The 20,542-nt window shown below is 31.9% G+C and carries 19 protein-coding genes; 7 read left to right on the top strand and 12 right to left on the bottom strand.

Features of this window, described 5'->3' with window-relative positions; all coding sequences use genetic code 11:
• Positions 1-60: 60 nt before the first annotated feature.
• Positions 61-1,143, bottom strand: coding sequence for a DNA replication/repair protein RecF (gene recF, locus KHA90_RS22230; protein WP_213306838.1), 1,083 nt, complete (start codon positions 1,141-1,143; stop codon positions 61-63).
• Between the two features lie 403 nt (positions 1,144-1,546).
• Between recF and KHA90_RS22225 the strand changes: the two genes are divergently transcribed.
• The 6 genes from KHA90_RS22225 (at position 1,547) to KHA90_RS22200 (ending at position 7,776) form a co-directional block, all read left to right on the top strand.
• Positions 1,547-2,332 carry a tetratricopeptide repeat protein gene (locus tag KHA90_RS22225; RefSeq protein WP_213306835.1) on the top strand — a complete coding sequence of 262 codons (786 nt, stop codon included), beginning with the start codon at positions 1,547-1,549 and terminating at the stop codon, positions 2,330-2,332.
• An 81-nt stretch (positions 2,333-2,413) separates the two neighbouring features.
• Complete coding sequence (gene ribH / locus KHA90_RS22220; protein WP_213306832.1) at positions 2,414-2,986, top strand: 6,7-dimethyl-8-ribityllumazine synthase; 573 nt, start codon at positions 2,414-2,416, stop codon at positions 2,984-2,986.
• A gap of 164 nt (positions 2,987-3,150) precedes the next feature.
• A complete protein-coding gene (gene mutL / locus KHA90_RS22215; protein WP_213306829.1) occupies positions 3,151-5,058 on the top strand; it encodes a DNA mismatch repair endonuclease MutL in 1,908 nt (635 codons plus the stop codon).
• Positions 5,055-5,804, top strand: a complete 750-nt coding sequence (locus KHA90_RS22210; RefSeq protein ID WP_213306826.1) for a rhomboid family intramembrane serine protease — start codon at positions 5,055-5,057, stop codon at positions 5,802-5,804. The genes mutL and KHA90_RS22210 overlap by 4 nt, the downstream gene beginning before the upstream one ends.
• A 43-nt stretch (positions 5,805-5,847) precedes the next feature.
• The gene (locus KHA90_RS22205) at positions 5,848-6,711 is read left to right on the top strand and encodes a rhomboid family intramembrane serine protease (protein ID WP_213306823.1); all 864 of its coding nucleotides are present in this window, start codon (positions 5,848-5,850) and stop codon (positions 6,709-6,711) included.
• 48 nt (positions 6,712-6,759) lie between these two features.
• Complete coding sequence (locus KHA90_RS22200) at positions 6,760-7,776, top strand: endonuclease/exonuclease/phosphatase family protein (RefSeq protein ID WP_244860532.1); 1,017 nt, start codon at positions 6,760-6,762, stop codon at positions 7,774-7,776.
• Positions 7,777-8,059: 283 nt separating this feature from the next.
• Here KHA90_RS22200 and KHA90_RS22195 read toward each other — a convergent pair whose 3' ends face one another.
• The 11 genes from KHA90_RS22195 to KHA90_RS22145 form a co-directional block, all read right to left on the bottom strand.
• The gene (locus KHA90_RS22195) at positions 8,060-8,674 is read right to left on the bottom strand and encodes a WbqC family protein (protein ID WP_213306817.1); all 615 of its coding nucleotides are present in this window, start codon (positions 8,672-8,674) and stop codon (positions 8,060-8,062) included.
• Positions 8,675-8,763: 89 nt separating this feature from the next.
• Positions 8,764-10,320: a signal peptidase I gene (lepB, locus tag KHA90_RS22190; RefSeq protein ID WP_213306814.1), complete on the bottom strand. Its 1,557-nt coding sequence runs from the start codon at positions 10,318-10,320 to the stop codon at positions 8,764-8,766.
• A gap of 62 nt (positions 10,321-10,382) precedes the next feature.
• Complete coding sequence (dapB, locus tag KHA90_RS22185) at positions 10,383-11,084, bottom strand: 4-hydroxy-tetrahydrodipicolinate reductase (protein WP_213306811.1); 702 nt, start codon at positions 11,082-11,084, stop codon at positions 10,383-10,385.
• A gap of 37 nt (positions 11,085-11,121) precedes the next feature.
• Positions 11,122-11,682: a DUF5683 domain-containing protein gene (locus tag KHA90_RS22180; protein WP_213306808.1), complete on the bottom strand. Its 561-nt coding sequence runs from the start codon at positions 11,680-11,682 to the stop codon at positions 11,122-11,124.
• Complete coding sequence (locus KHA90_RS22175) at positions 11,682-12,584, bottom strand: ParB/RepB/Spo0J family partition protein (protein WP_213306805.1); 903 nt, start codon at positions 12,582-12,584, stop codon at positions 11,682-11,684. The genes KHA90_RS22180 and KHA90_RS22175 overlap by 1 nt, the downstream gene beginning before the upstream one ends.
• A gap of 5 nt (positions 12,585-12,589) precedes the next feature.
• Entirely contained in the window at positions 12,590-13,357 is a 768-nt protein-coding gene (locus KHA90_RS22170; RefSeq protein ID WP_213306802.1) for a ParA family protein, read from the bottom strand.
• 244 nt (positions 13,358-13,601) lie between these two features.
• On the bottom strand, positions 13,602-14,828 hold the full coding sequence (locus KHA90_RS22165) for a hypothetical protein (RefSeq protein WP_213306799.1): 1,227 nt from the start codon (positions 14,826-14,828) through the stop codon (positions 13,602-13,604).
• Positions 14,815-17,391 carry a DUF2339 domain-containing protein gene (locus KHA90_RS22160; protein WP_213306795.1) on the bottom strand — a complete coding sequence of 859 codons (2,577 nt, stop codon included), beginning with the start codon at positions 17,389-17,391 and terminating at the stop codon, positions 14,815-14,817. Before KHA90_RS22160 ends, KHA90_RS22165 begins: the two co-directional genes overlap by 14 nt.
• Positions 17,392-17,568: 177 nt before the next feature.
• Complete coding sequence (locus KHA90_RS22155) at positions 17,569-17,973, bottom strand: septal ring lytic transglycosylase RlpA family protein (protein WP_213306792.1); 405 nt, start codon at positions 17,971-17,973, stop codon at positions 17,569-17,571.
• Between the two features lie 187 nt (positions 17,974-18,160).
• Entirely contained in the window at positions 18,161-18,586 is a 426-nt protein-coding gene (locus KHA90_RS22150) for a helix-turn-helix domain-containing protein (RefSeq protein WP_213306788.1), read from the bottom strand.
• A 392-nt stretch (positions 18,587-18,978) separates the two neighbouring features.
• Positions 18,979-19,872 carry a helix-turn-helix domain-containing protein gene (locus KHA90_RS22145; RefSeq protein ID WP_213306785.1) on the bottom strand — a complete coding sequence of 298 codons (894 nt, stop codon included), beginning with the start codon at positions 19,870-19,872 and terminating at the stop codon, positions 18,979-18,981.
• A 163-nt stretch (positions 19,873-20,035) separates the two neighbouring features.
• Here KHA90_RS22145 and KHA90_RS22140 point away from each other — a divergent pair, with 163 nt between their 5' ends.
• On the top strand, positions 20,036-20,482 hold the full coding sequence (locus tag KHA90_RS22140) for a RidA family protein (protein WP_213306782.1): 447 nt from the start codon (positions 20,036-20,038) through the stop codon (positions 20,480-20,482).
• Positions 20,483-20,542: the final 60 nt, after the last annotated feature.

The raw sequence follows: 20,542 nt of genomic DNA, 5'->3' as shown, positions 1-20,542 counted from the left end.
ATTCTGGGTGGCAAGTTTATAATTCGCGTTAATTCGTGAAATTCGTGGCTAAAAAAAACTTTATCCTAAATTAAATATCTTATAACTCTGATGCGTCGATTTCACAATTGCTTCGGTTCGTTCCGGATGTGTATCCGAGATAAAAAGCTGTCCGAAAGTTTCGCTGTTTACCATTTCGATAATTTTAGAAACACGGGTTTCATCTAATTTATCAAAAATATCATCAAATAATAAAAGAGGTTTTACACCGCTTTGTTTCTTTAAAAATTCAAATTGAGCTAATTTCAAAGCAATCAAAAAAGATTTCTGCTGTCCTTGCGATCCGAATTTTTTTATTGGATGTGAATCTATTTCAAATGATAAATCATCTTTATGAATTCCTACGCTTGTATAATGAAGCGCACGATCTCTATTTATATTTTCTTGTAAAAGGGTCAATAAATCTTTTTCGAATAAATGACTTTCATAAACTAATTGCACGGTTTCTTCAGACCCAGTTATCGTTTTGTGATGTTCATTAAATATAGGTATGAATTGTTCCAGGAAATCTTTTCGTTTTTCAAAAATAGATTTTCCGTAACTATTCAGCTGTTCATTATATATAGATAAGGTATCATTGTCGAAAACATGATTCAAAGCAAAATATTTAAGCAACGCATTTCGCTGTACAATTACTTTTTGATATTGAATAAGCTGATGTAAATAGGTAGAATCTAATTGCGAAATCACGCTATCCATGAATTTACGGCGTGTTTCGCTTCCTTCAACAATTAAATCACGATCTGCCGGAGAAATAATTACTAACGGAATAAACCCAATATGATCTGAAAACTTATCATATGCTTTTCCGTTTCTTTTCAGGATTTTCTTTTGTCCTTTTTTTAAACTGCAGACAATTTGTTCCGTTCTTTCGTTTTTTTCTAATTCGGCATCAATAACAAAAAACTCTTCTCCGTGTTTGATATTTTGTACCGCTAACGGATTAAAATAACTTTTTCCGTAAGCTAAATGATAAATTGCGTCAAGTACATTGGTTTTTCCAATTCCGTTTTTGCCCACAAAGCAATTGATCTTCAGGTCGAAATCAAAACTAGCTTCGGAGAAATTTTTATAATTGAATAAAGAAATTTTATTTAAATGCATTTTTGTTTGAAACTGTGATGATAAGAATTAACGTTCCCAAATTATGACTTTTCCCTGCAGATTAGGTTTTTTTCTGCCACAGATGAAAGGATTAAAAAGGATTTTGTTCAGCAAATTTAATTTAATAAATTCTTAATCTGTGAGAATCTGTGAAATCTGTGGCTAAAAATTGCTTTTTGGGAGATTTGCCACTTAATAATGAGTAAAAAATAATCAAATGCAAATTACCAAAAATTACCAAATAATTTGGTTTTTAGAAAATTTCAGGACGAATTATTTCGCTGTAAAACAGCAAGAAGAAGCTGTTTAGTGAATTATTTTTTTAAAATGGATATAAATTTGCTTTTTTTTGCTTTAGTTTCAATAAAAATTTTATTTTTGCCGTTCACTAAATTAAATTTAAATGGCTACTTACAATAAAAGAGGATATAAGGCACCAAAGGAAAAGGAAGTTAAAGAAGAACTTGTAAATGAAGAACAACAAGTAATTCTTGATGGAAAAAATAGTACTACAGCTGACGTTTTTTCTAAATTAGATGAAACTGCTTCAAGGACTGAGGATTGGGTTGCTAAAAATCAAAAAATCATTATTGGTTTAGTTGCCGGTATTGCAGTTGCTACTATTGGATATTTGGCTTACCAAAAATTCATTGAAGCTCCTAAACAAGACGAAGCTGCAACAGAAATGTTTGTTGCTCAACAAAATTTTGATAAAGCAACTAATGGCGTAGCAAGTGATTCATTATATAAATTAGCGTTGAATGGTTCTGAAGGTAAATTTGGATTCGTGAAAATTGCTGACGAATATTCTGGAACTGATGCTGGAAATTTAGCGAATTACTATGCTGGAATGGCGTATTTAAATACAGGTAAATTTGATGATGCTATTAAGTATTTAGGTGATTTTAAATCTGATGATTTAATTTTAAGTGCTTTGGCAAAAGGTGCAATTGGAGATGCTTATTCTCAAAAAAACCAACAAAAAGAAGCTTTAGACTATTATGTAAAAGCTGCTGAATCAAACAAAAACGATTTTACAACACCTCGTTTCTTATTAAAAGCCGGTAAAACTGCTTTGGCTTTAGGTCAAAAAGAAGACGCTTTAAAATATTTAACAGATATCAAAGACAACTACGATACAACTCCTGAAGCAGCTTCTGTTGATGCATTGATAGGATTAGCGCAATAAAAATTTTAGACTTTAGATTTAAGATTGTAGATTTGTATTTAAGAATCTAAGTTCTGAAATCAAAAATCAAAAATATTACAGATGGCTACCGAAAATAAAAATTTATCAGAATACGATAAAAACACGATCCCAAATGCGAAAGACTTTCGATTTGGGATTGTTGTTTCTGAGTGGAATGAAACTATAACTGAAGGACTTTACAATGGTGCTTTTGAAGCATTGATTGATAATGAAGTTCCTGCCCGACAAATTATCCGCTGGAATGTTCCCGGAAGTTTTGAGCTGATCTATGGTGCAAAAAAAATGCTGCAAACGCAAAATGTAGATGCGGTTATTGTAATTGGATGTGTAATCCAGGGACAAACCAAGCATTTTGATTTTGTGTGCGAAGGCGTAACACAGGGAATTAAAGATTTGAATGTTCAAACTGATATTCCGGTTATTTTTTGTGTCTTAACAGATAATAATATCCAACAGTCCATTGACAGAAGTGGAGGAATTCACGGAAACAAAGGAACTGAAGCTGCAATTGCTGCTATCAAAATGGCATATATTCGCCAGCAAGCTTCAATGTCGCACCCATTTAATCAACCTTTGTTGTCTTCTGGAGCAATTCAAATTGAAGAAACACTAATAAAGATCGAGAAAGAATAAAACACATTTGTTTTAAAATGCTAAAACCTATACTGTGTAAAAATAGTATAGGTTTTTTGTTTTTTTTATGATGTCACTTATTCTAAAAGCCAAGAGAAATTCATTAAATTTGTGCTTCTTGGTTTCAAAATTTTAAACCTTAACCTTTAAACCTTTTTTTCTTAATGTCCAGTATTATTCAATTACTTCCTGATCACGTTGCTAACCAAATTGCCGCTGGAGAAGTGGTTCAAAGACCTGCTTCAGTTGTAAAAGAGCTGTTAGAAAATGCTGTTGATGCAAAAGCAACTGACATTAAATTGATTATTAAAGATGCAGGAAAATCATTAGTTCAGGTTATCGATAATGGTTCAGGAATGAGCGTGACCGATGCGCGTTTGTGTTTTGAACGTCACGCGACTTCTAAAATTCGTCAGGCGGAAGATTTATTCTCCTTATGCACAAAAGGTTTTCGTGGTGAAGCACTGGCTTCTATCGCGGCGATTGCACACATGGAAATGAAAACCAAGCAGGATCAGGAAGAACTTGGAACACATATTATAATTGAAGGAAGTAAATTTGTTTCGCAGGAAGTCGCAGTTTTACCAAAAGGAACGTCATTTGCTGTTAAAAATTTATTTTTCAATATTCCGGCGCGTCGTAACTTCTTAAAATCAGATACGGTTGAATTTCGTCATGTTATGGATGAGTTTCAGCGTGTAGCATTGGCGCACCCCAACATTCATTTTACTTTTTATCATAACGGAAGCGAAATGTATAATTTGCCGGCAGCAGGTTATCGCCAGCGTATTGTTGGGATTATGTCCGGTAAAACTAATGAAAAATTAGTGCCTGTTAACGAAGATACAGAGATTATCAATATTCAGGGATTTGTCTCAAAACCCGAATTTGCAAAGAAAAACAGAGGAGAACAATTCTTTTTTGTAAATGATCGTTTCATTAAAAGCGGTTATTTGCATCACGCTGTAATGGCGGCTTACGACGGACTTTTGAAAGATGGTTCGCAACCAAGTTATTTCCTGTATCTACAAGTTCCGCCTAATACAATCGATATCAACATTCATCCCACTAAAACAGAAATTAAGTTTGATGATGAACAAGCTTTATACGCTATTTTGAGAGCATCGATCAAACATAGTTTAGGGCAATTTAATGTGTCGCCTGTTCTTGATTTTGATCGTGATGCTAATTTAGATACGCCTTATCATTATAAAGATTTAGAAGGTGAAACGCCTACAATTCAGGTTGATGGAACTTTTAATCCGTTTACGGATGATAAAACTAATCAGCATTATTCTAAATCAGGTTCAGGATCAGGTTCTGTTTACAGTTCCGGATCGGGTTCAGGTTCTTATTCGGGATATAATAAAAGAGTAGAACCAACGGCAACGTGGGAAAGTTTATATGTAGGTTTAGAAACCGATACTATAGAAAGTTCACCTTTTACATTCGAAAATGAGGAAGAAGTAACTTCGTCATTGTTTAATGATAATGAAATTGAGCAGGCAAGTCAGGGAACGTATCAAATTCATAAAAAATACATTGTATCGCCAATAAAATCCGGAATGGTAATCGTTGATCAGCAACGTGCGCACCAACGTATTTTATACGAGCAATTTTTATTGAATATGACTGTAAATCAGGCTTCAAGTCAGCAATTGTTGTTTCCGTTGAATTTATTTTATTCTTCAGATGAAATGATCTTAATCGAAGAATTAAAACCCTCTCTGGAAACTACAGGCTTTGTTTTTGAAGATGCGCAAACAGATCATATCGTCATTTCCGGAATTCCTGTAAATATTACCGAAAGCGAAGTTTCAATGGTAATTGAACAATTACTAAGCGATTTGCAAGACGGAATTCCCGCAAGCAGTTACAGTCAAAATGATACTATTGCCAAATCAATGGCGAAAAGTTTAGCAGTTAAAACAGGATCTTATTTAACCGAAAAAGAACAAGATAATCTGGTAAACGGTTTGTTTGCTTGTAAAGATCCAAATATTTCACCTTTTCAAAAACCAACTTTCATCACAATGCGTGTGGAAGATATAGATAAAAAGTTTGCCTTATGATGAATATGACTCCCGTAGTAAAACAATTATTGATAATTAATATCATATTTTTTATTGGTTCTCAATTAGTTCCGGTTTCTTATGAATATTTTGCTATGTTTTTTCCGGAAAATCCAAGTTTCAAAGCGTGGCAGCCTATTACACATATGTTTATGCATGGCGGTATTATGCATATTGCTTTCAATATGATTGCGATGGTTTCTTTTGGTTCTGCCTTAGAACATTTTTGGGGAGGTAAAAAGTTTTTATTTTTTTATATTTCATGTGGTTTGGGAGCGGCATTATTACATACAGCAGTAAATTATTACTCTTTTCATGATACAATGAATGTTTTAATGACTAATGGATATCAAAAAGATGAGATTTTGAAACTTTTAAGCGAAGGTAAAATAGATACAAGATGGCAGGATTTAGTTTCGGTTTCGCAATTTGCAAGTTTTACTGATTCTTATATCGGTACAGTTGTAGGAGCTTCAGGCGCTATTTATGGTTTGTTAACTGCTTTTGCATTTATGTTTCCTAATGCTGAATTAGCTCTTATGTTTATTCCTATTCCTATCAAAGCTAAATATTTTGTTCCCGGAATTTTAGCAATTGATTTGTTTTTAGGATTTAGAGGAAGCTCTTTGTTTGGAAGTGGGGGAACGGGAATTGCTCATTTTGCACACGTTGGCGGAGCTTTAACCGGATTTTTAATTATGTGGTATTGGAAAAAGAATCAGTTTAATAGTAATCGTTGGAATTAATTTCTAATTTTAATAGCGCAAATAAAAACCAAAAGAAGCTTTTATGAATATTCTTGATGATTTAAAACTACAATATAAATTAGGCGGTATTGCAATGCGTGTTATTTATTGGAACATTGCTTGTTTCCTGATTTCTTTAGCATTCTTCTATCAATATTCCGGAGGTGGTTTTGCGTATCCAAACTGGCTTGCATTATCATCAGATCCAAATGTGTTTATGTTTAAACCATGGACATTTTTGACTTATGCATTTTTTCATGCTACATTTTTACATTTACTGTTTAATATGATGGTTTTGAATTTTGCCAGCAATTTATTCATGACCTTTTTTACTCAAAAACAATATTTGGGATTGTACATTTTAAGTGCTGTTTTTTCCGGTGTTGTTTTTTCATTGAGTTTTTATTTTTTAAATGTTGCAGGATCTATTGTTGGAGCTTCGGCTGCAATCATGGCAATTTTAGTTGCCGTAACAACCTATCAGCCATTAATGAATGTGCGTTTATTACTTATTGGTAATGTTAAACTTTGGCATATTACAGCAGTAATTCTGGTTCTTGATTTAATGCAGTTCCGTTTAGATAATACTGGCGGACATATATCACATTTAGCCGGAGCATTTTTTGGATTTATATTTATAAAATTGCTTCAAAACGGAACAGATTTAAGTATCGTAATATCTAAAACATTAGATTTCTTTACCAATCTTTTTAGAAAATCCCCTACGACCCCCTTCACAAAAGTTCATAAGAATTACAAAAAACCTACAGAAAAAGTTACATCAAGAATTGTTACGAAAGATAAAACGCAACAACAAATAGATGAAATTTTAGATAAAATTAGCCAGTCCGGTTATGATTGTCTGACAAAAGAAGAAAAAGAGTTTTTATTTAAAGCTGGAAAATAATCCTTTTAGCAAGAAAATATGAAAAACCTTTCGTGGTTTAATAAAATAATGTTCTTTTTGAATATAGTACTTACTGTTGTGACATTTAGTATTTATATTCTGCCTTTCTTAGCACCTAGAAGCTTTCCGCTTTTATCGGTGCTGACGCTGTTTATGCCGGCTTTTTTTGTGTTGAACGGGTTGTTCTTCGTTTACTGGGGAATTCAGTTTAAAAAACGCCTTATTTTATCCGGTTTGGTTTTGTTAACAGGAATTACCTTTATTAGTAAGTTTTATAAATTTTCCGCCAAAGAATACATCAAAGACGAAAAAGATTTCTCTATAATGAGTTATAATGTACGGCTGTTTAATGTTTTCAAATGGCTGGATCGTGATGATATTCCAGAGAATATAAAAACGTTTATCGATGAACAAGATCCTGATATTCTTTGTATTCAGGAATACTCAAGTTCTGCTAATATCGATTTAAAAGTATATCCGCACCGTTATATTTTTATTGATGGAAATCAGATTAAAACCGGTCAGGCAATTTTTTCAAAGTTTCCTATTATTTTCGAAGGCAATATTATTTTTCCAAAATCAGATAATAATGTTATTTATGCCGATATAAAACGCGGTAAAGATGTAATTCGCGTCTATAATATGCACTTGCAGTCTATTAAGATTTCACCTGATGTGAGTGATATATCTAATAATATCGATAATGTAAATCAGGAAAAGGGACAACTAATTTACGGCAGAATTAGTAAAGGATTCAGGCAGCAGCAAGAACAGGCAGAAATTTTTAAGGAGAATATTAAAAAATGTAAAACACCTTTTATCATTTGTGGAGATATGAATAATAGTCCGTTCTCCTACGTTTACCGAAGCATAAAAGGAAAACAAAAAGATGCGTTTGAAGAAGCGGGAGAAGGTTTTGGAGCAACTTATAAGTTCCGTTATTATCCTGCCAGAATTGATTATATTTTTACCGACAGTAAAATGAAAGTCAAACAATTTGAAAGCTTTTCTGATTTTGAAAACTCAGATCACTATCCTATAATGGCAAGACTTTCGATGGAATAAAGTTTTTTTAAAAGTCCAAATTCCAAAATTTTAATTTTTTAGAAAGTATAAAGAATCATCCTAAATGTGAGAACGTTAAAATTTTATATTTCCCAATTGTTTTTTAACGCAGAGAAAGCAAAGGTTTTCGCTGAGTTCACTAAGATTTAAGTGCGTTTAAACAATCCAAGTACACAAAGCTTTGTGAACTTTGTTTTTTACTAAACTTATGCATATTTAAGATACTTTGCGTTCTCTGTGATAATTTTTTTTCTCTCTACAGGTTTTATTCAGTATAAATAGATTAAACTATTTTTTGGCTTTTTAAATAATCCATAGCAAATTTACCTTCATTAAAAAGTAAATCCAGAACACTTAAATTGTTGATAAATCCGTGTTTGTCATCAAAAACCTGAGTATATTTTTCGAATGTATTTGGGTCTTTTTTTCCGTTTGCAAGAAATCTAAAGTCAGTTACGTTTTCTGTTTCAACAAAATACTCGGTCGTTTTTGCAAAGTCTAATTTCATTCTTAAACACTTTGTCGTAATATCTAAAACTTCCATATTTAAATCCATCAGATAGGTATATTCTTTTTCGAAAACAGGACGAATATCATCTTCAAAAAACTCAAAAAAAGGCGAACTTCGATATCCGGCTTCTAAGGATTTAAAGTGTTGTTTTTGCCAGTCAAAATCATTCTCTATTAAAACATCTTTTGTTTTTTGATGTGCTGCTTTTGAATGTTTGACCGGAATATTTAATAACTGAATCCCGTTTGGACTATAGATATAAGTACGGTTTCTGTTCGTCTGTTTCTGAAAATTATCTTCCATTTCAAAAGTAATATTTTCAGATTGAGCCATAACTGCAAAGTGGCTAATCGACGGAAAATAGGTAGGAAGTAGTAAAGAGTTCATTTGTATTTTGGTTTAATTGGTAAATCGTTTAACCGTACTTTTTGAGACACGATTAAACGATTTATCAGTTTAACGAATTGACGTTTTTTCTAAGCTTTATTTTCTTTTCTTTTTTTCCAGAAATATTCTCCAACAAAATAAGCTGCAAGAATAAACAGGAAGTATTTAAAGTAAGATTGTGGTTGTCCTTCACCATCAACGGTTGTGAAAACTCTGTTCCAGCGAATTTTGTTAATTCCTTTTCCGTTAGTGTCCCAGCTCATCCAGATAAAAACCGGTTTTCCTACGATGTGATCTGCAGGAACATAACCCCAATAACGACTATCTTCAGAGTTGTGACGATTGTCTCCCATCATCCAGTAATAGTCTTGTTTGAAAGTGTATGTGTTCGCTTGTTTTCCGTTGATTAAGAAATGAGAACCATCTAATTGCAAAGTATTCCCTTCGTATTTTGTGATTATTTCTTTGTAAAATGGCAAAGACTCATTTGTTAATGCAACTGTTTTACCTGCTTGAGGAATATAAATAGGGCCAAAATTATCCTGATTCCATTTGTTGATATGTGGGAAAATTGAGTTGTCGTTTCCTCTGGCAATTTCTCTTTTTACAGCAGTAATTCCGGGAGTGCTTTTTAAGCGGTTTGCACTAGCTTCTGTTAAAGCTCTGAAATAAATAGTATCTCTTTTTTCCTGATCTTTAATATATGCGCCATCAGTAATATCCAACTCTTTCATCAAGGATTCAAAATCAATAGATGTTTTTCCGTCTAAAGCTACTGCATAAGTATATTGAGGTTTTGCTCTTTCCGGTAAAACTAATTTCTTTCCGTTAATAAAAACAAATCCGTCTACAATAGATAAACTATCACCTGGAATACCAACACATCTTTTTACGTAATTCGATTTTTTATCGATAGGTTTAATAACTCCGGGTCTTCCTTTTGGCTCATAAAAATAATGAACTGTATCAACTGGCCAGTTAAAAACAACGATATCTGTTCGTTTTATTTTTTCTATAGCCGGCAATCTGAAATAAGGCAATTGCGGCCAGCTTAAATATGATTTTCTTTTTAAAAACGGAATTGTATCGTGAACCATAGGCAACGCAACAGTTGTCATAGGTACGCGGGGACCGTAATTTACTTTACTCACAAATAAAAAGTCACCAATTAATAATGATTTTTCAAGCGATGAAGTCGGGATTGTGTAAGGTTGCACAACATAAGTGTGTACTAAAGTTGCTACGATAACAGCAAAAAGTAATGAACTAATAGTATCGGCAGTTTTATTTTGCGGTCTTAATTCTCTATTTGCATTATACACTAATTTCTCCGTGTAATTGATGTAATAGATATAAAATCCGAAAGTAAAGATCCCTAATAAAGTATCTAAAGTAGATTTTTTTCCAAACGTTCTTAAGGTTTCTACCCAAACAACAGGAAACATAATCAGGTTGATAATCGGGATGAAAAGTAATATCGTCCACCAAGTTGGTCGACTGATAATTTTCATTAATACTATTGAATTGTAAACCGGAATTGCAGCTTCCCAACTTTTTCTTCCTGCTGCTTTATACAATTTCCAGGTTCCCAGAAAGTGAATTATTTGTACGGCTAAGAAAAATACGAACCAAAGATATAGTGTCATAGTTTTTTAATTTATGTTTCAAGTTTCAGGTTGTTGATTAAAACCTTGGACTTTTAATTTTGTTATTTTAAGTTTAAAACATCTTTCATGCTGTAAATACCTTTTTTACCGGCAAGCCATTCAGCAGCAATTACAGCTCCAAGAGCAAAACCTTCGCGATTATGAGCAGTATGTTTTAATTCGATGCTGTCAACAATTGATTCATAAGTTACGGTATGAGTTCCGGGAACATCTCCAATTCGTTTCGCTTCGATATGAATTTCATTATTTTTAGCTTCCTCAAGAGTCCAGTTTGCATAATTGCTATTTTCGATAACGCCTTTTGCTAAAGAAATTGCAGTTCCGCTTGGGGCATCTAATTTTTGAGTATGATGAATTTCCTCCATCGTTACTTTATAAGTGTCAAACTGAGACATCATCTTCGCCAGATATTCATTTAATTCGAAGAAAATATTAACTCCTAAACTAAAATTTGAACTTGATATAAAACCAGTTTGTTTTTCATTGCAAAGTGCAGCCATTTCGTCATAATGCTCTAACCATCCTGTTGTTCCAGAAACTACAGGTACATTATTATTAAAAGCATTCGAAATGTTGCTTACTGCTGCCGTTGGAACGCTAAAGTCAATTGCAACATCAGCAGTAGAAAGTCCGTCGAAGGTATTGGATTCGTCTTTCTTTAAAACAATTTCATGACCTCTTTCTAAAGCAATTCGTTCAATTACTTTACCCATTTTTCCGTATCCTAAAAGCGCAATTTTCATTTTGTAAATATTTAAATTTTTAAATAACGAGAGCTATTTAAAATTGGTAATTAAAAGTTAGTCCTACGTTTGGTCGAAAAGTTACATCGTTAGGATAAATTTCCGGACGCATTGATAATCTTTCGTTTACGTTAAACTGAATTAAAGCGGCATCAACATTAGCATCGATAATGTTTAAAACATAAAAACCCACCACAAACAAAGCAGATAAATCTCTGTTTCGCTGATAAAATTTCTGACCGGCAACAAGTCTGCTTTCGTCCAGAAACTGATAATCATCATCATTGTAGCCTTCAAGTCTTCGTTTGTAAGCTCTGCGATAATCGCGGTATTTATTATTGTTATCGATATAAAAATATAAGCTGGTTCCAATTGCTCCGTAAACTAACGGGATTTTCCAGTATTTTTTATTGTATGCCTGACCCAAACCTGGTAGTATTGCCGAGTAAAAAGCTGCTTTTGCTGGCGTAAGCGGGTCTATTTCTTGTAATTTGCTAGTGTCTTTAACGACCAAAACCGTGTCTTTTTTTACCTGGGCAAAAAGAGAAACGGTTCCTATGAAAAAGAACAATAGACTTATGGGGACAATCTTATTCACTATCCGTTTATTAATTTTATAATTCGATTAAAGTCGGCTTCAGAATTAAACGGAATTGTAATTTTTCCTTTTCCGTTGCCAGCGACTTTTACATCAACTTTCGCACCAAAATAGTCGTTGAAAGTGTTTTTTTGTGTTTCTCTAATGACAAAAGATGATTCTGATTTTGGTTTTCCTTCTTCTTTTGGTTTTAAGCCTTCGTGATAGTTTTTTACCAAACTTTCTGTTTCACGAACAGATAAATTCTGGCTCACTATTTTTTGATAAATATCAGTTTGAATGTCTAAATCTTCAATATTGATAATTGCTCTACCGTGACCCATACTAATAAAACCATCGCGAATACCCGTTTGAATAATTGGATCCAGTTTTAAAAGACGTAAATAATTGGCAATTGTAGAACGTTTTTTTCCTACGCGCTCGCTCATTTGTTCCTGGGTCAATTGAATTTCGTCAATTAAACGCTGATATGAAAGTGCAATCTCAATAGGATCTAAATCATGACGTTGAATATTTTCAACTAAAGCCATAACCAGTGATTCATTATCATTTGCAATACGAATGTATGCAGGAACATGTGTCAGGCCTATTAAAGTCGAAGCACGTAAACGACGCTCTCCAGAAATTAACTGGTATTTATTAAATTCTAATTTTCGAACAGTAATAGGTTGAATCACACCAAGTTCTTTAATAGAAGTGGCTAATTCGCGTAACGATTCTTCATTAAAATTACTTCTTGGCTGAAAAGGATTTATTTCTATAGCACTTATTTCAAGCTCAATAATATTTCCAACAACCTTATCAGCGTTTTTGTCTTCTACTGATGTAATGTCGTTTTCCGGATCTTTTAATAATGCTGATAATCCTCTTCCTAAGGCTTGTTTTTTAATTGCTTTTGTCATAAAAACTATTTGCTGTTTTTCTTTATAATTTCTTGAGCCAGATTAATGTAATTAACTGCTCCTTTGCTTGTTGCGTCATAATTAATGATGCTTTCGCCAAAACTTGGAGCTTCGCTTAATTTTACATTACGCTGAATAACGGTATCAAAAACCATATCGTTAAAGTGTTTTTGAACCTCTTCAACAACCTGATTTGATAAACGTAATCTTGAATCGTACATTGTTAGTAACAAACCTTCAATATCAAGATCCGGATTATGTATTTTTTGAATACTTTTTATAGTGTTCAATAATTTTCCTAATCCTTCAAGTGCAAAATATTCACATTGAATAGGAATAACTACTGAATCTGCTGCTGTTAAGGCATTTAAGGTTAATAAACCTAATGAAGGCGCGCAGTCAATAATGATATAATCATATTCGTCTTTTACACTTTCTAATGCTTTTTTAAGCATGTATTCTCTGTTTTCTTTATCGACCAATTCGATTTCGATGGCAACAAGGTCAATGTGCGCAGGAATAACGTCAACATTTACAGCCGAACATTTAATAATGGTTTCTTTGGGAGTATTACTATGTTCAAGTATCTGGTAGGTGCCTATTTCAACAGATTCTACATCAATCCCAAGACCAGATGTAGCATTTGCTTGAGGATCAGCGTCAATCAATAATACTTTTTTTTCTAAAACACCCAATGAGGCAGCAAGATTTACTGATGTAGTAGTTTTTCCAACGCCTCCTTTTTGATTAGCAATCGCAATGATTTTGCCCATTTATTTTCTGAATTTTGAACCGTAAAAATACAATTATTTATGGTTTCTGAAAATCTATTTTGTTAACATTTAAGAAACTTCCATTAACCGTTGTATAGCGCTTGTTTTGCGGGATTTTATTTCTCACTTAATCAAAAATAGCAACAAAAACCTGTAGTATTTTTTTCTTGTTTTTAGTATAAAAGAACCAATCTTAAGTTTAAATCTTAAAAAAGACTGAAATGTTAAAATTGATTTCTGTTTTTTAATTCTTTCTTTTTAAATCTTTTACTAAGCTCGCCGTAAAAAATAGAATTGTAATTCCGCCAAGGATTATGCAAATCCACATAAACCAGGGTTGTTGCCAAAATGATTTACTTTGAATGTCACTTTTCGCATTCGTTCTTTGCTCAATATCATACACGTAGGTTTGCGGCAAAATAGCGGCAATTTTATTTTTAAAATTCGAAAGATCATATTCCGGTTCCGTCAGGTTTTTATTGCCTGTTTTCAGGATATAACTTTCGTTTGTATTTAAATCTGCAATTACAGAAATTAATTTTTGATCGTATTTTATTTTTGAAAGTGACAAAGGCTGATTGTCATGATTTTCAATTTTTATATAAAACTCCTTTTCGAATATTTCAGGAATTGTAAATATGTTTTTTGTGTTCGAATTCAGTTCAAAAGAAATGATTTGTTCATCAAATATTTGTGATTTCCTTTTTACATCTCGTTTTACTTTTTTGTATAAAATAGCTCTTCGATTATAATAAGTTGGTTTTAAAACGTCAAAAGTAATTTGATTGATGACTTGCGGCGCATCAAAAAGAACATGGATTTGAGTTTCTTTTTCTGAAGGAATTTCGGTTGTTACCGATTTTTTAGGAACAGTTTCCTGAACTAAACTTCTGGGTAATTGTGTGGTGAAATTTCCAATTTTCAAAATGTTTATCGGAAGCGTTTTTCGATCATCAAAATCAATTCTTAAATAATGATAAGTGCTTAACGGATAAGAAATATTCTTCACAACGCTTGTTTCCGTCGAGCTGTTTAAATCAGATAAATATTGCGCATCAGAGATTCCGAACCATTCTTTTTGATCGTCACTTCCGGAAATCGAATACTTTTTTTCGACGTTAGAATTAGCAATAAAAAGAGAAAGCTGATTGTTAGCTTTATTTGGTGGAATAGCAATAATAATCGAAGTACTTTTCTTTGGTAAAACCGTTTTTGAAGCAATTTTATATTCCTCAAAAGTATTCGATGAAACCGTATTGTCACTTTGAATAAAATACGGAATCTCATTTCCTTTCGAATCAAAAATTCTAATATCGCTCAAATCCTGTTTAGAATATGACCTAATTTCCGGCGACAAAATGATTTCATGAAAACCATTTTCTGTAACCTTTTTTAATTTTCCGGTCGTTTGATATTGCCCAAACGAAAGGTTTGCAATAAATAATAAGAGTATAAATTTATTTAGTTTCATTGTTTTCCTGTGGCTTGTTTTCATCAATAACTAAGACTTTGATTTTTTGATATACAAATGATATGATCAAAATTAAGATTCCTAAAAGTATAAACGATATGATTTTTCCGGTTTCGGAAATATTGCTGATATCGTATAAAAATAATTTTAAAATGGTTAATCCAAGTAAAGTCAAAGCGATAATTCGAAGTGATTTGTATTGTTTTTTTATTCCGATAATTAAAAATACAAAAGCAAGAATTCCCCAAAGAACCGGAAATCCTGTTTTGATGATTTTTGTTCTTGCCAATCCGATAAAATCATCAGCAATAAAATCACGTAAATACGGTAAGTTTGATTTATAACTGGCAAACATTGGGCTTGTTTGTATGTCCTGAGGCGTAACCGGAGAATTCATCAACACAAGTCCGTGAAGCATAACTTCTGAACTGGCGATATAAATAATGAAAAAAGCAGCAATCCACATAAAATAAGGACTTTTAAAAAATGAAAAATTGAATTTCCTGCTTATTAAAAACAATTGATATCCTGTGTAAATCGTGATAAACAATGAAATGTAATGGATATAAAATGCGATTGATTTTCCGGTTCCGGAGCTGATAATTTCTTCGTGTTCGAAAAATGGATAATTCGACAACCAAAAGGCAAACAAAACAATATTTGCAATAATAATTAATGTTGCAGCCTGATATCCTGATTCGGTTTTTTTTCTAATCATGAAAGTTGAAAATACGACCGAAAATATTAAATGATATAATATTGGTAACGAAATCGAGCTGTAAATACTTTGAATATGACTGCTTGATTGAAATATAACTTCAAATAAACCTGTTAAATAAGTTATTAAAAATCCAGTTCCTAAAAGGCATTCTTTGTATTTTTTAGTATCAAATACAACATTAAATGAAGTCGGGTTTTCAGTTGTATCTTCGGATTCACTTTTTAATAAATACCAAACTGAAAATAAGGAAAACGAAGCAAAAAGTCCCGTAATAAATATTGGATTAATAATAATATTGAGCGGTAAAGTGCCTTTGTAATATTTGTTCCAATCCATTATAAGACTGAAAATCATTAAAATATGAACGGCTAAAGAACCGAATCGATAACTTGAAATTTTTGATTTTTGCGAAAGCCATAATAACAAAACAGCTTCGGCAGCCCAGAATAAAGTAATATAATTTCCTTCAAACTGAATAGGAATTGCCAATGTTATAAATGTCAATGTCAAGCCAATTAATAAATAAGCGGCTTTTTGATCGAGGTCGAATTTTTTGTATAAAATCCAGGCATAAATTAAATTTAAAACGGCAAGAACTGTCGTGAATAAACCCTTTAATTCCGGATGATAATGACTTAAAATTGCCATTCCTGCGCCGTAAAATAAGAATGTATTACTGGCTAAAATGGTAAGCTGAGTTTTAGAAAATTCTCCTTTTGATCGAATGTTGTTTATAATATTCATTAAAATGAAAATAAAATAAAAGGCAAAACCAAAAATTAACGCTCCTAAATAATGAGGTTTGTCTGAACTTAATTCTTTAGACAACCACGCGCCATATAAAAGTACCGTAAATATATAGGCGAGAATATTAACGAGATTCCATTTTTTATAATAGGCTAAAGCCAAAATTCCGATGTTTAAAATAATGATATATGTAAACAGCACGACATAATTTCCTTCGCCGGTACTCACCATAAACGGAACTGCAAAGCCGCCTATTAAGGATAGAACTGCTAATTCGAGTCGGTCGTAGGATAATGATATTAAAGCACTAAAAGCCGTAATAATCACCATTATACTAAAGGCGACGGTTTGATTGAATAAATGATAATCGTGAAACGCAATGCCTATTGTAAAATAGAAGATAGCAATGGCGCCTGCGACAATAACCGAACTGAACGCAGCGTAATTTTTACGTAATTTATGAGCAATTCCCATAACCAGAACGCCACATAAAACCCCAATTCCTACACGTGCAGGTTCGTTGATCCAGTCTTTGTCGATGGCATATTTTACAAAATAACTTATTCCTAAAACCAGAATTAAAACGCCAATTTTATTGATTAAGTTTTCGCCAATGAATTTTTCTAAATCAGGATTTTGTTCTTTGAAATTTTCCCAGAATGATTTTTGCGGTTCAACAGGTTTTCTGACAACTTCCTTGCGTGTGGGAGCAACTTGCAACTCAATAGGAAAAAGTGGTTTTTCGGGTTTAATTTCTGCAGGTTTTCCTATGTTTTCAATATTAGCCGATAATGCAATTTTTTCTAATTGTTCGTCTGTGATTTTTTTATCAATAACTTGTGCTGCAATTTCTGAGTTGGCAGGTTCAAAAGTGGCATCGTTTGATTGATCGGCAGCTATTTTAAATTCATCTTTTTTAATAGCAGAAATAGGAGCAACCGGAATAGTTTCAACAGGTTTTTCTGTTGCCTTTAAAAGATCTAGTTTTTTACTCAGTTTTTGAATATCATTTTCAAGATGATCAAAACGACCTTTGATTTTATTAGAAATATAGATTAAAAAACCAAATAACGCAGCTAAAAGAAAACCTTCCATAAACAAATAAGTATTGTGTTATAAGTGGTAAATATAATAACATTTTAATGCGGTAAGTTTTTTTTGCTTAAAAAGAAGCCAAAATGGAAACCGTTTTAAAATAAATAGAATATTTCGTGATGTTTTAAGATTTATATGTAATTTTTATTGGGTTTTTAGAAGCGTTTAAGATTATTTTTAATTTTCAAGAATCTCAATTGTTACAATCATTCCGCCACTTTTTTTGTTTGAAGTAATATCCATAAATGCTTTTTTAGACAGGTCAATTTCTCGTCCGTTTATAAACGGACCTCTGTCATTTACTTTTACAATTACAGATTTTTGATTGATTTTGTTGGTGATTTTTAGCATCGTACCAAATGGAAGTTTTTTATGCGCTGCGGTCAATTTATTGTTGTCGAATTTTATGCCGCTTGCCGTTTTTCTTCCGGTAAATTTATCGTGATAATACGACGCATGAACGTTTTCTTTGTAGGGTTTCAACTTCTCAATTTTAATTTCTTCAATTGTTGATGTTGAATTTTGTTGCGCATTTGCTGATATGGCGATTAAAAAGAGAATATACAGTAATAGTTTTTTCATTTTAAGATTTCTAAATTTTGCGCAAAGAGAACTATTCGCAGGAAATCCAGAAGATCATAAAAGATATTTTTATGTTATATAAGGACATATTTTTAGTTTGTTGAGTGCTAAAAATCTTTGGTTTTAAACCAAAAAAAAAGAAGCTCTTTCGAACCTCTTTTAACTTAATTGTATGTTTTTATAAAGATTATTTCGTCTTTATTATATTTTCTAAATACTCGATTTTATCTTTCTCGGCTTGCAATAAACGTTCATAAAGTTTTTTAATTTCCTCCTGAGATTCAATTAATTTATCAAGCGGATTAAATGTACATGCATTGACATGTCCAAAATTAGCACCTTGACTGTTGCTGAAATCATTATCAGTGAAAGTATTGAAATAGTTAATCATATTTTCTTCAGAGAAATTTTTGATTGCTTCAACCGTTACGCCCAGAATTTTTGCTATTTGTATAAGTTTATCTTCGTCAATTGTTTCGCTGTTTTCTAAATTAGAAATAGATTGTTGTGATAATCCTAAAGCTTCAGCCAATGCTTCTTGTTTCATGTCTTTCAGTTCACGAATCCGGCTAATTTTTCGTCCTATATGACTTGGTTTTGTTAATGTGCTCATAGCTCAAAGATAATAATTACAAATAATATATTGATGAAAAGGTAAAATACAAACGTAATTTTTTACGATACCAATAAAAGTTAATGTTGGATCATGTAATAAACTGCATTACTGAAATGTATAAAACAAAAATACAATTTTTCATACAAGTAACCCGTTGGGTGCAATTAAGTTAAAAATACAAACTCTATAAATTAGAACGCGGATAAAACAGATTTGCTTTGCAAAAACGCAGATTTACGCAGATTTTTATATAGAATTTAAAAAAGATCCGTGTAAATCTGTGTCTTCGTGATAACGAATCCGTCAAATCTGCGTCGAAATATATGTTTTTTTTAATACACCCAACGGGTATAAGTAGTAATAGAAACTGAATTTTGAAAGGGAGTTTATTATTCTACGATAGTTTTAAATTGTTTGCTTTTAGTTTCACTTGGATTGTATCCAAAATGACTTTTAAACAAGCGCGAAAAATGTGAAACGTTTTCATATCCAACTTCGTCACAAACATCAGCAATTTTTAATTGAGTGGTAAGAAACAATTCCTTTGCTTTATTTAATCGCTTTTCCTGAATCCATTTTGCAGGTTTTGTATGAAACAAAGATTCAAATTCCCTGCGGAAACTCGATAAACTTCTTCCGGAAATATAGGCAAGTTCCTTAAGAGAATAAGGTTGTAGGTAATGTTGTTCTATGGTTTTTAATAAATCTTTTGTTTCATTGCGATCGATGTTTATTAACTCACTCAAAAATGATTGATTTGCTTGTGAAAGATCATAAAGTAATTCTAATATTTTTAGTTTGAATAATCCCGTTTTTATACTTTCGTTATCGTCAAAATAAGGTTTCAGCGAGGTGAGAAATGATTTTAAACGTTCTCCATACGGGTGAATAATTGCTTTGTCATAATTTCCTGCTTCTTGATAATTGTCCATTTCGATCAATTTAATAAAATCGATAATTATATCTTTCTTCAGGGAAAAAGACACACTTTCGTACATGAAATTATTTAAAGGATCTCCGGTTTTTACAATTTCAACGTAAGTCGCTTTTTTTATTAATAACATTTCACCTTTTTTTAATGAAAATTGTTGGTTTCCAATCTGCAATTCATTTGAACCTTCTACAGCAAATAACAAAAAATGATCTTTCAACAAATTCTGTTTATGAAATGGAGTTTTATGTTGTTGTCGGCAAATTTCTGTTTTACCAATTTTATCAGATGTTATAATAATATGTGTTCCCGGATATGAATCCTGATCTTCTGTTTGTTTTATAACGTTCATGAATTTTTTTTTTACGAATGTATAAATTTTCTTACCATTGATTTGTTTTTTATAAAGCTAAATAAGTTGTGATTGAAACAAATAGTCATGAAGTATGACATTTTAAGAAAAATCAAAATAAAGAATGTAATAGATCTTTGTCAAAATTTAATTTATAGAAATTATGTCAAAATTTAAAAATTCAGAAAAAGTATTAAATATTAAAGGTTTATCCCAAGCAGTTGTTATTCCGTTCGAGAATCAGAAAATGATTATGCTTTCCGGGCAAATTCCGTTTAATAAACAAGGAGAATTAGTTGGAAATGATGTAAAAACCCAAACAATTCAAATTTTCGAAAATATTAAAAACATCTTAGAAACGTGCGGCGCCAATTTAAATGATATTGTAAAACTGGGAATTTTTACTTCGGATATTTCTCAAATTGCAGGATATAGAGAAGCCAGAGATCAGTTTATCAATCTTGATACGCCACCAACAAGTACACTTTTAGAAGTTAAAGGCTTGTTTAGAAGTGATATTTTTATTGAAATAGAAGTTATTGCGGATCAAGAACAAAACCTGGGGAGGAATGTCAAAATAAAATCAGAAATTTGCAATCTAAGAATTTGATATGACTCCTATAGATCTTTTAAAATTTATGCTTCCTGATTTTTTAGTAGAACATTTTGA

This window comes from Flavobacterium psychroterrae (assembly GCF_018380615.1).
In the GTDB taxonomy this organism is placed as follows: domain Bacteria; phylum Bacteroidota; class Bacteroidia; order Flavobacteriales; family Flavobacteriaceae; genus Flavobacterium; species Flavobacterium psychroterrae.
Note: the sequence above shows the minus strand (reverse complement) of the source record. Positions and strands in the feature narration are given on the sequence as shown.

Bases quoted from the DNA above. Each gene is read 5' to 3' on its own strand.
- recF (WP_213306838.1), bottom strand. From the start codon at position 1,143: ATGCATTTAAATAAAATTTCTTTATTCAATTATAAAAATTTCTCCGAA.
- KHA90_RS22225 (WP_213306835.1), top strand. From the start codon at position 1,547: ATGGCTACTTACAATAAAAGAGGATATAAGGCACCAAAGGAAAAGGAA.
- ribH (WP_213306832.1), top strand. From the start codon at position 2,414: ATGGCTACCGAAAATAAAAATTTATCAGAATACGATAAAAACACGATC.
- mutL (WP_213306829.1), top strand. From the start codon at position 3,151: ATGTCCAGTATTATTCAATTACTTCCTGATCACGTTGCTAACCAAATT.
- KHA90_RS22210 (WP_213306826.1), top strand. From the start codon at position 5,055: ATGATGAATATGACTCCCGTAGTAAAACAATTATTGATAATTAATATC.
- KHA90_RS22205 (WP_213306823.1), top strand. From the start codon at position 5,848: ATGAATATTCTTGATGATTTAAAACTACAATATAAATTAGGCGGTATT.
- KHA90_RS22200 (WP_244860532.1), top strand. From the start codon at position 6,760: ATGTTCTTTTTGAATATAGTACTTACTGTTGTGACATTTAGTATTTAT.
- KHA90_RS22195 (WP_213306817.1), bottom strand. From the start codon at position 8,674: ATGAACTCTTTACTACTTCCTACCTATTTTCCGTCGATTAGCCACTTT.
- lepB (WP_213306814.1), bottom strand. From the start codon at position 10,320: ATGACACTATATCTTTGGTTCGTATTTTTCTTAGCCGTACAAATAATT.
- dapB (WP_213306811.1), bottom strand. From the start codon at position 11,084: ATGAAAATTGCGCTTTTAGGATACGGAAAAATGGGTAAAGTAATTGAA.
- KHA90_RS22175 (WP_213306805.1), bottom strand. From the start codon at position 12,584: ATGACAAAAGCAATTAAAAAACAAGCCTTAGGAAGAGGATTATCAGCA.
- KHA90_RS22170 (WP_213306802.1), bottom strand. From the start codon at position 13,357: ATGGGCAAAATCATTGCGATTGCTAATCAAAAAGGAGGCGTTGGAAAA.
- KHA90_RS22165 (WP_213306799.1), bottom strand. From the start codon at position 14,828: ATGAAACTAAATAAATTTATACTCTTATTATTTATTGCAAACCTTTCG.
- KHA90_RS22160 (WP_213306795.1), bottom strand. From the start codon at position 17,391: ATGGAAGGTTTTCTTTTAGCTGCGTTATTTGGTTTTTTAATCTATATT.
- KHA90_RS22155 (WP_213306792.1), bottom strand. From the start codon at position 17,973: ATGAAAAAACTATTACTGTATATTCTCTTTTTAATCGCCATATCAGCA.
- KHA90_RS22150 (WP_213306788.1), bottom strand. From the start codon at position 18,586: ATGAGCACATTAACAAAACCAAGTCATATAGGACGAAAAATTAGCCGG.
- KHA90_RS22145 (WP_213306785.1), bottom strand. From the start codon at position 19,872: ATGAACGTTATAAAACAAACAGAAGATCAGGATTCATATCCGGGAACA.
- KHA90_RS22140 (WP_213306782.1), top strand. From the start codon at position 20,036: ATGTCAAAATTTAAAAATTCAGAAAAAGTATTAAATATTAAAGGTTTA.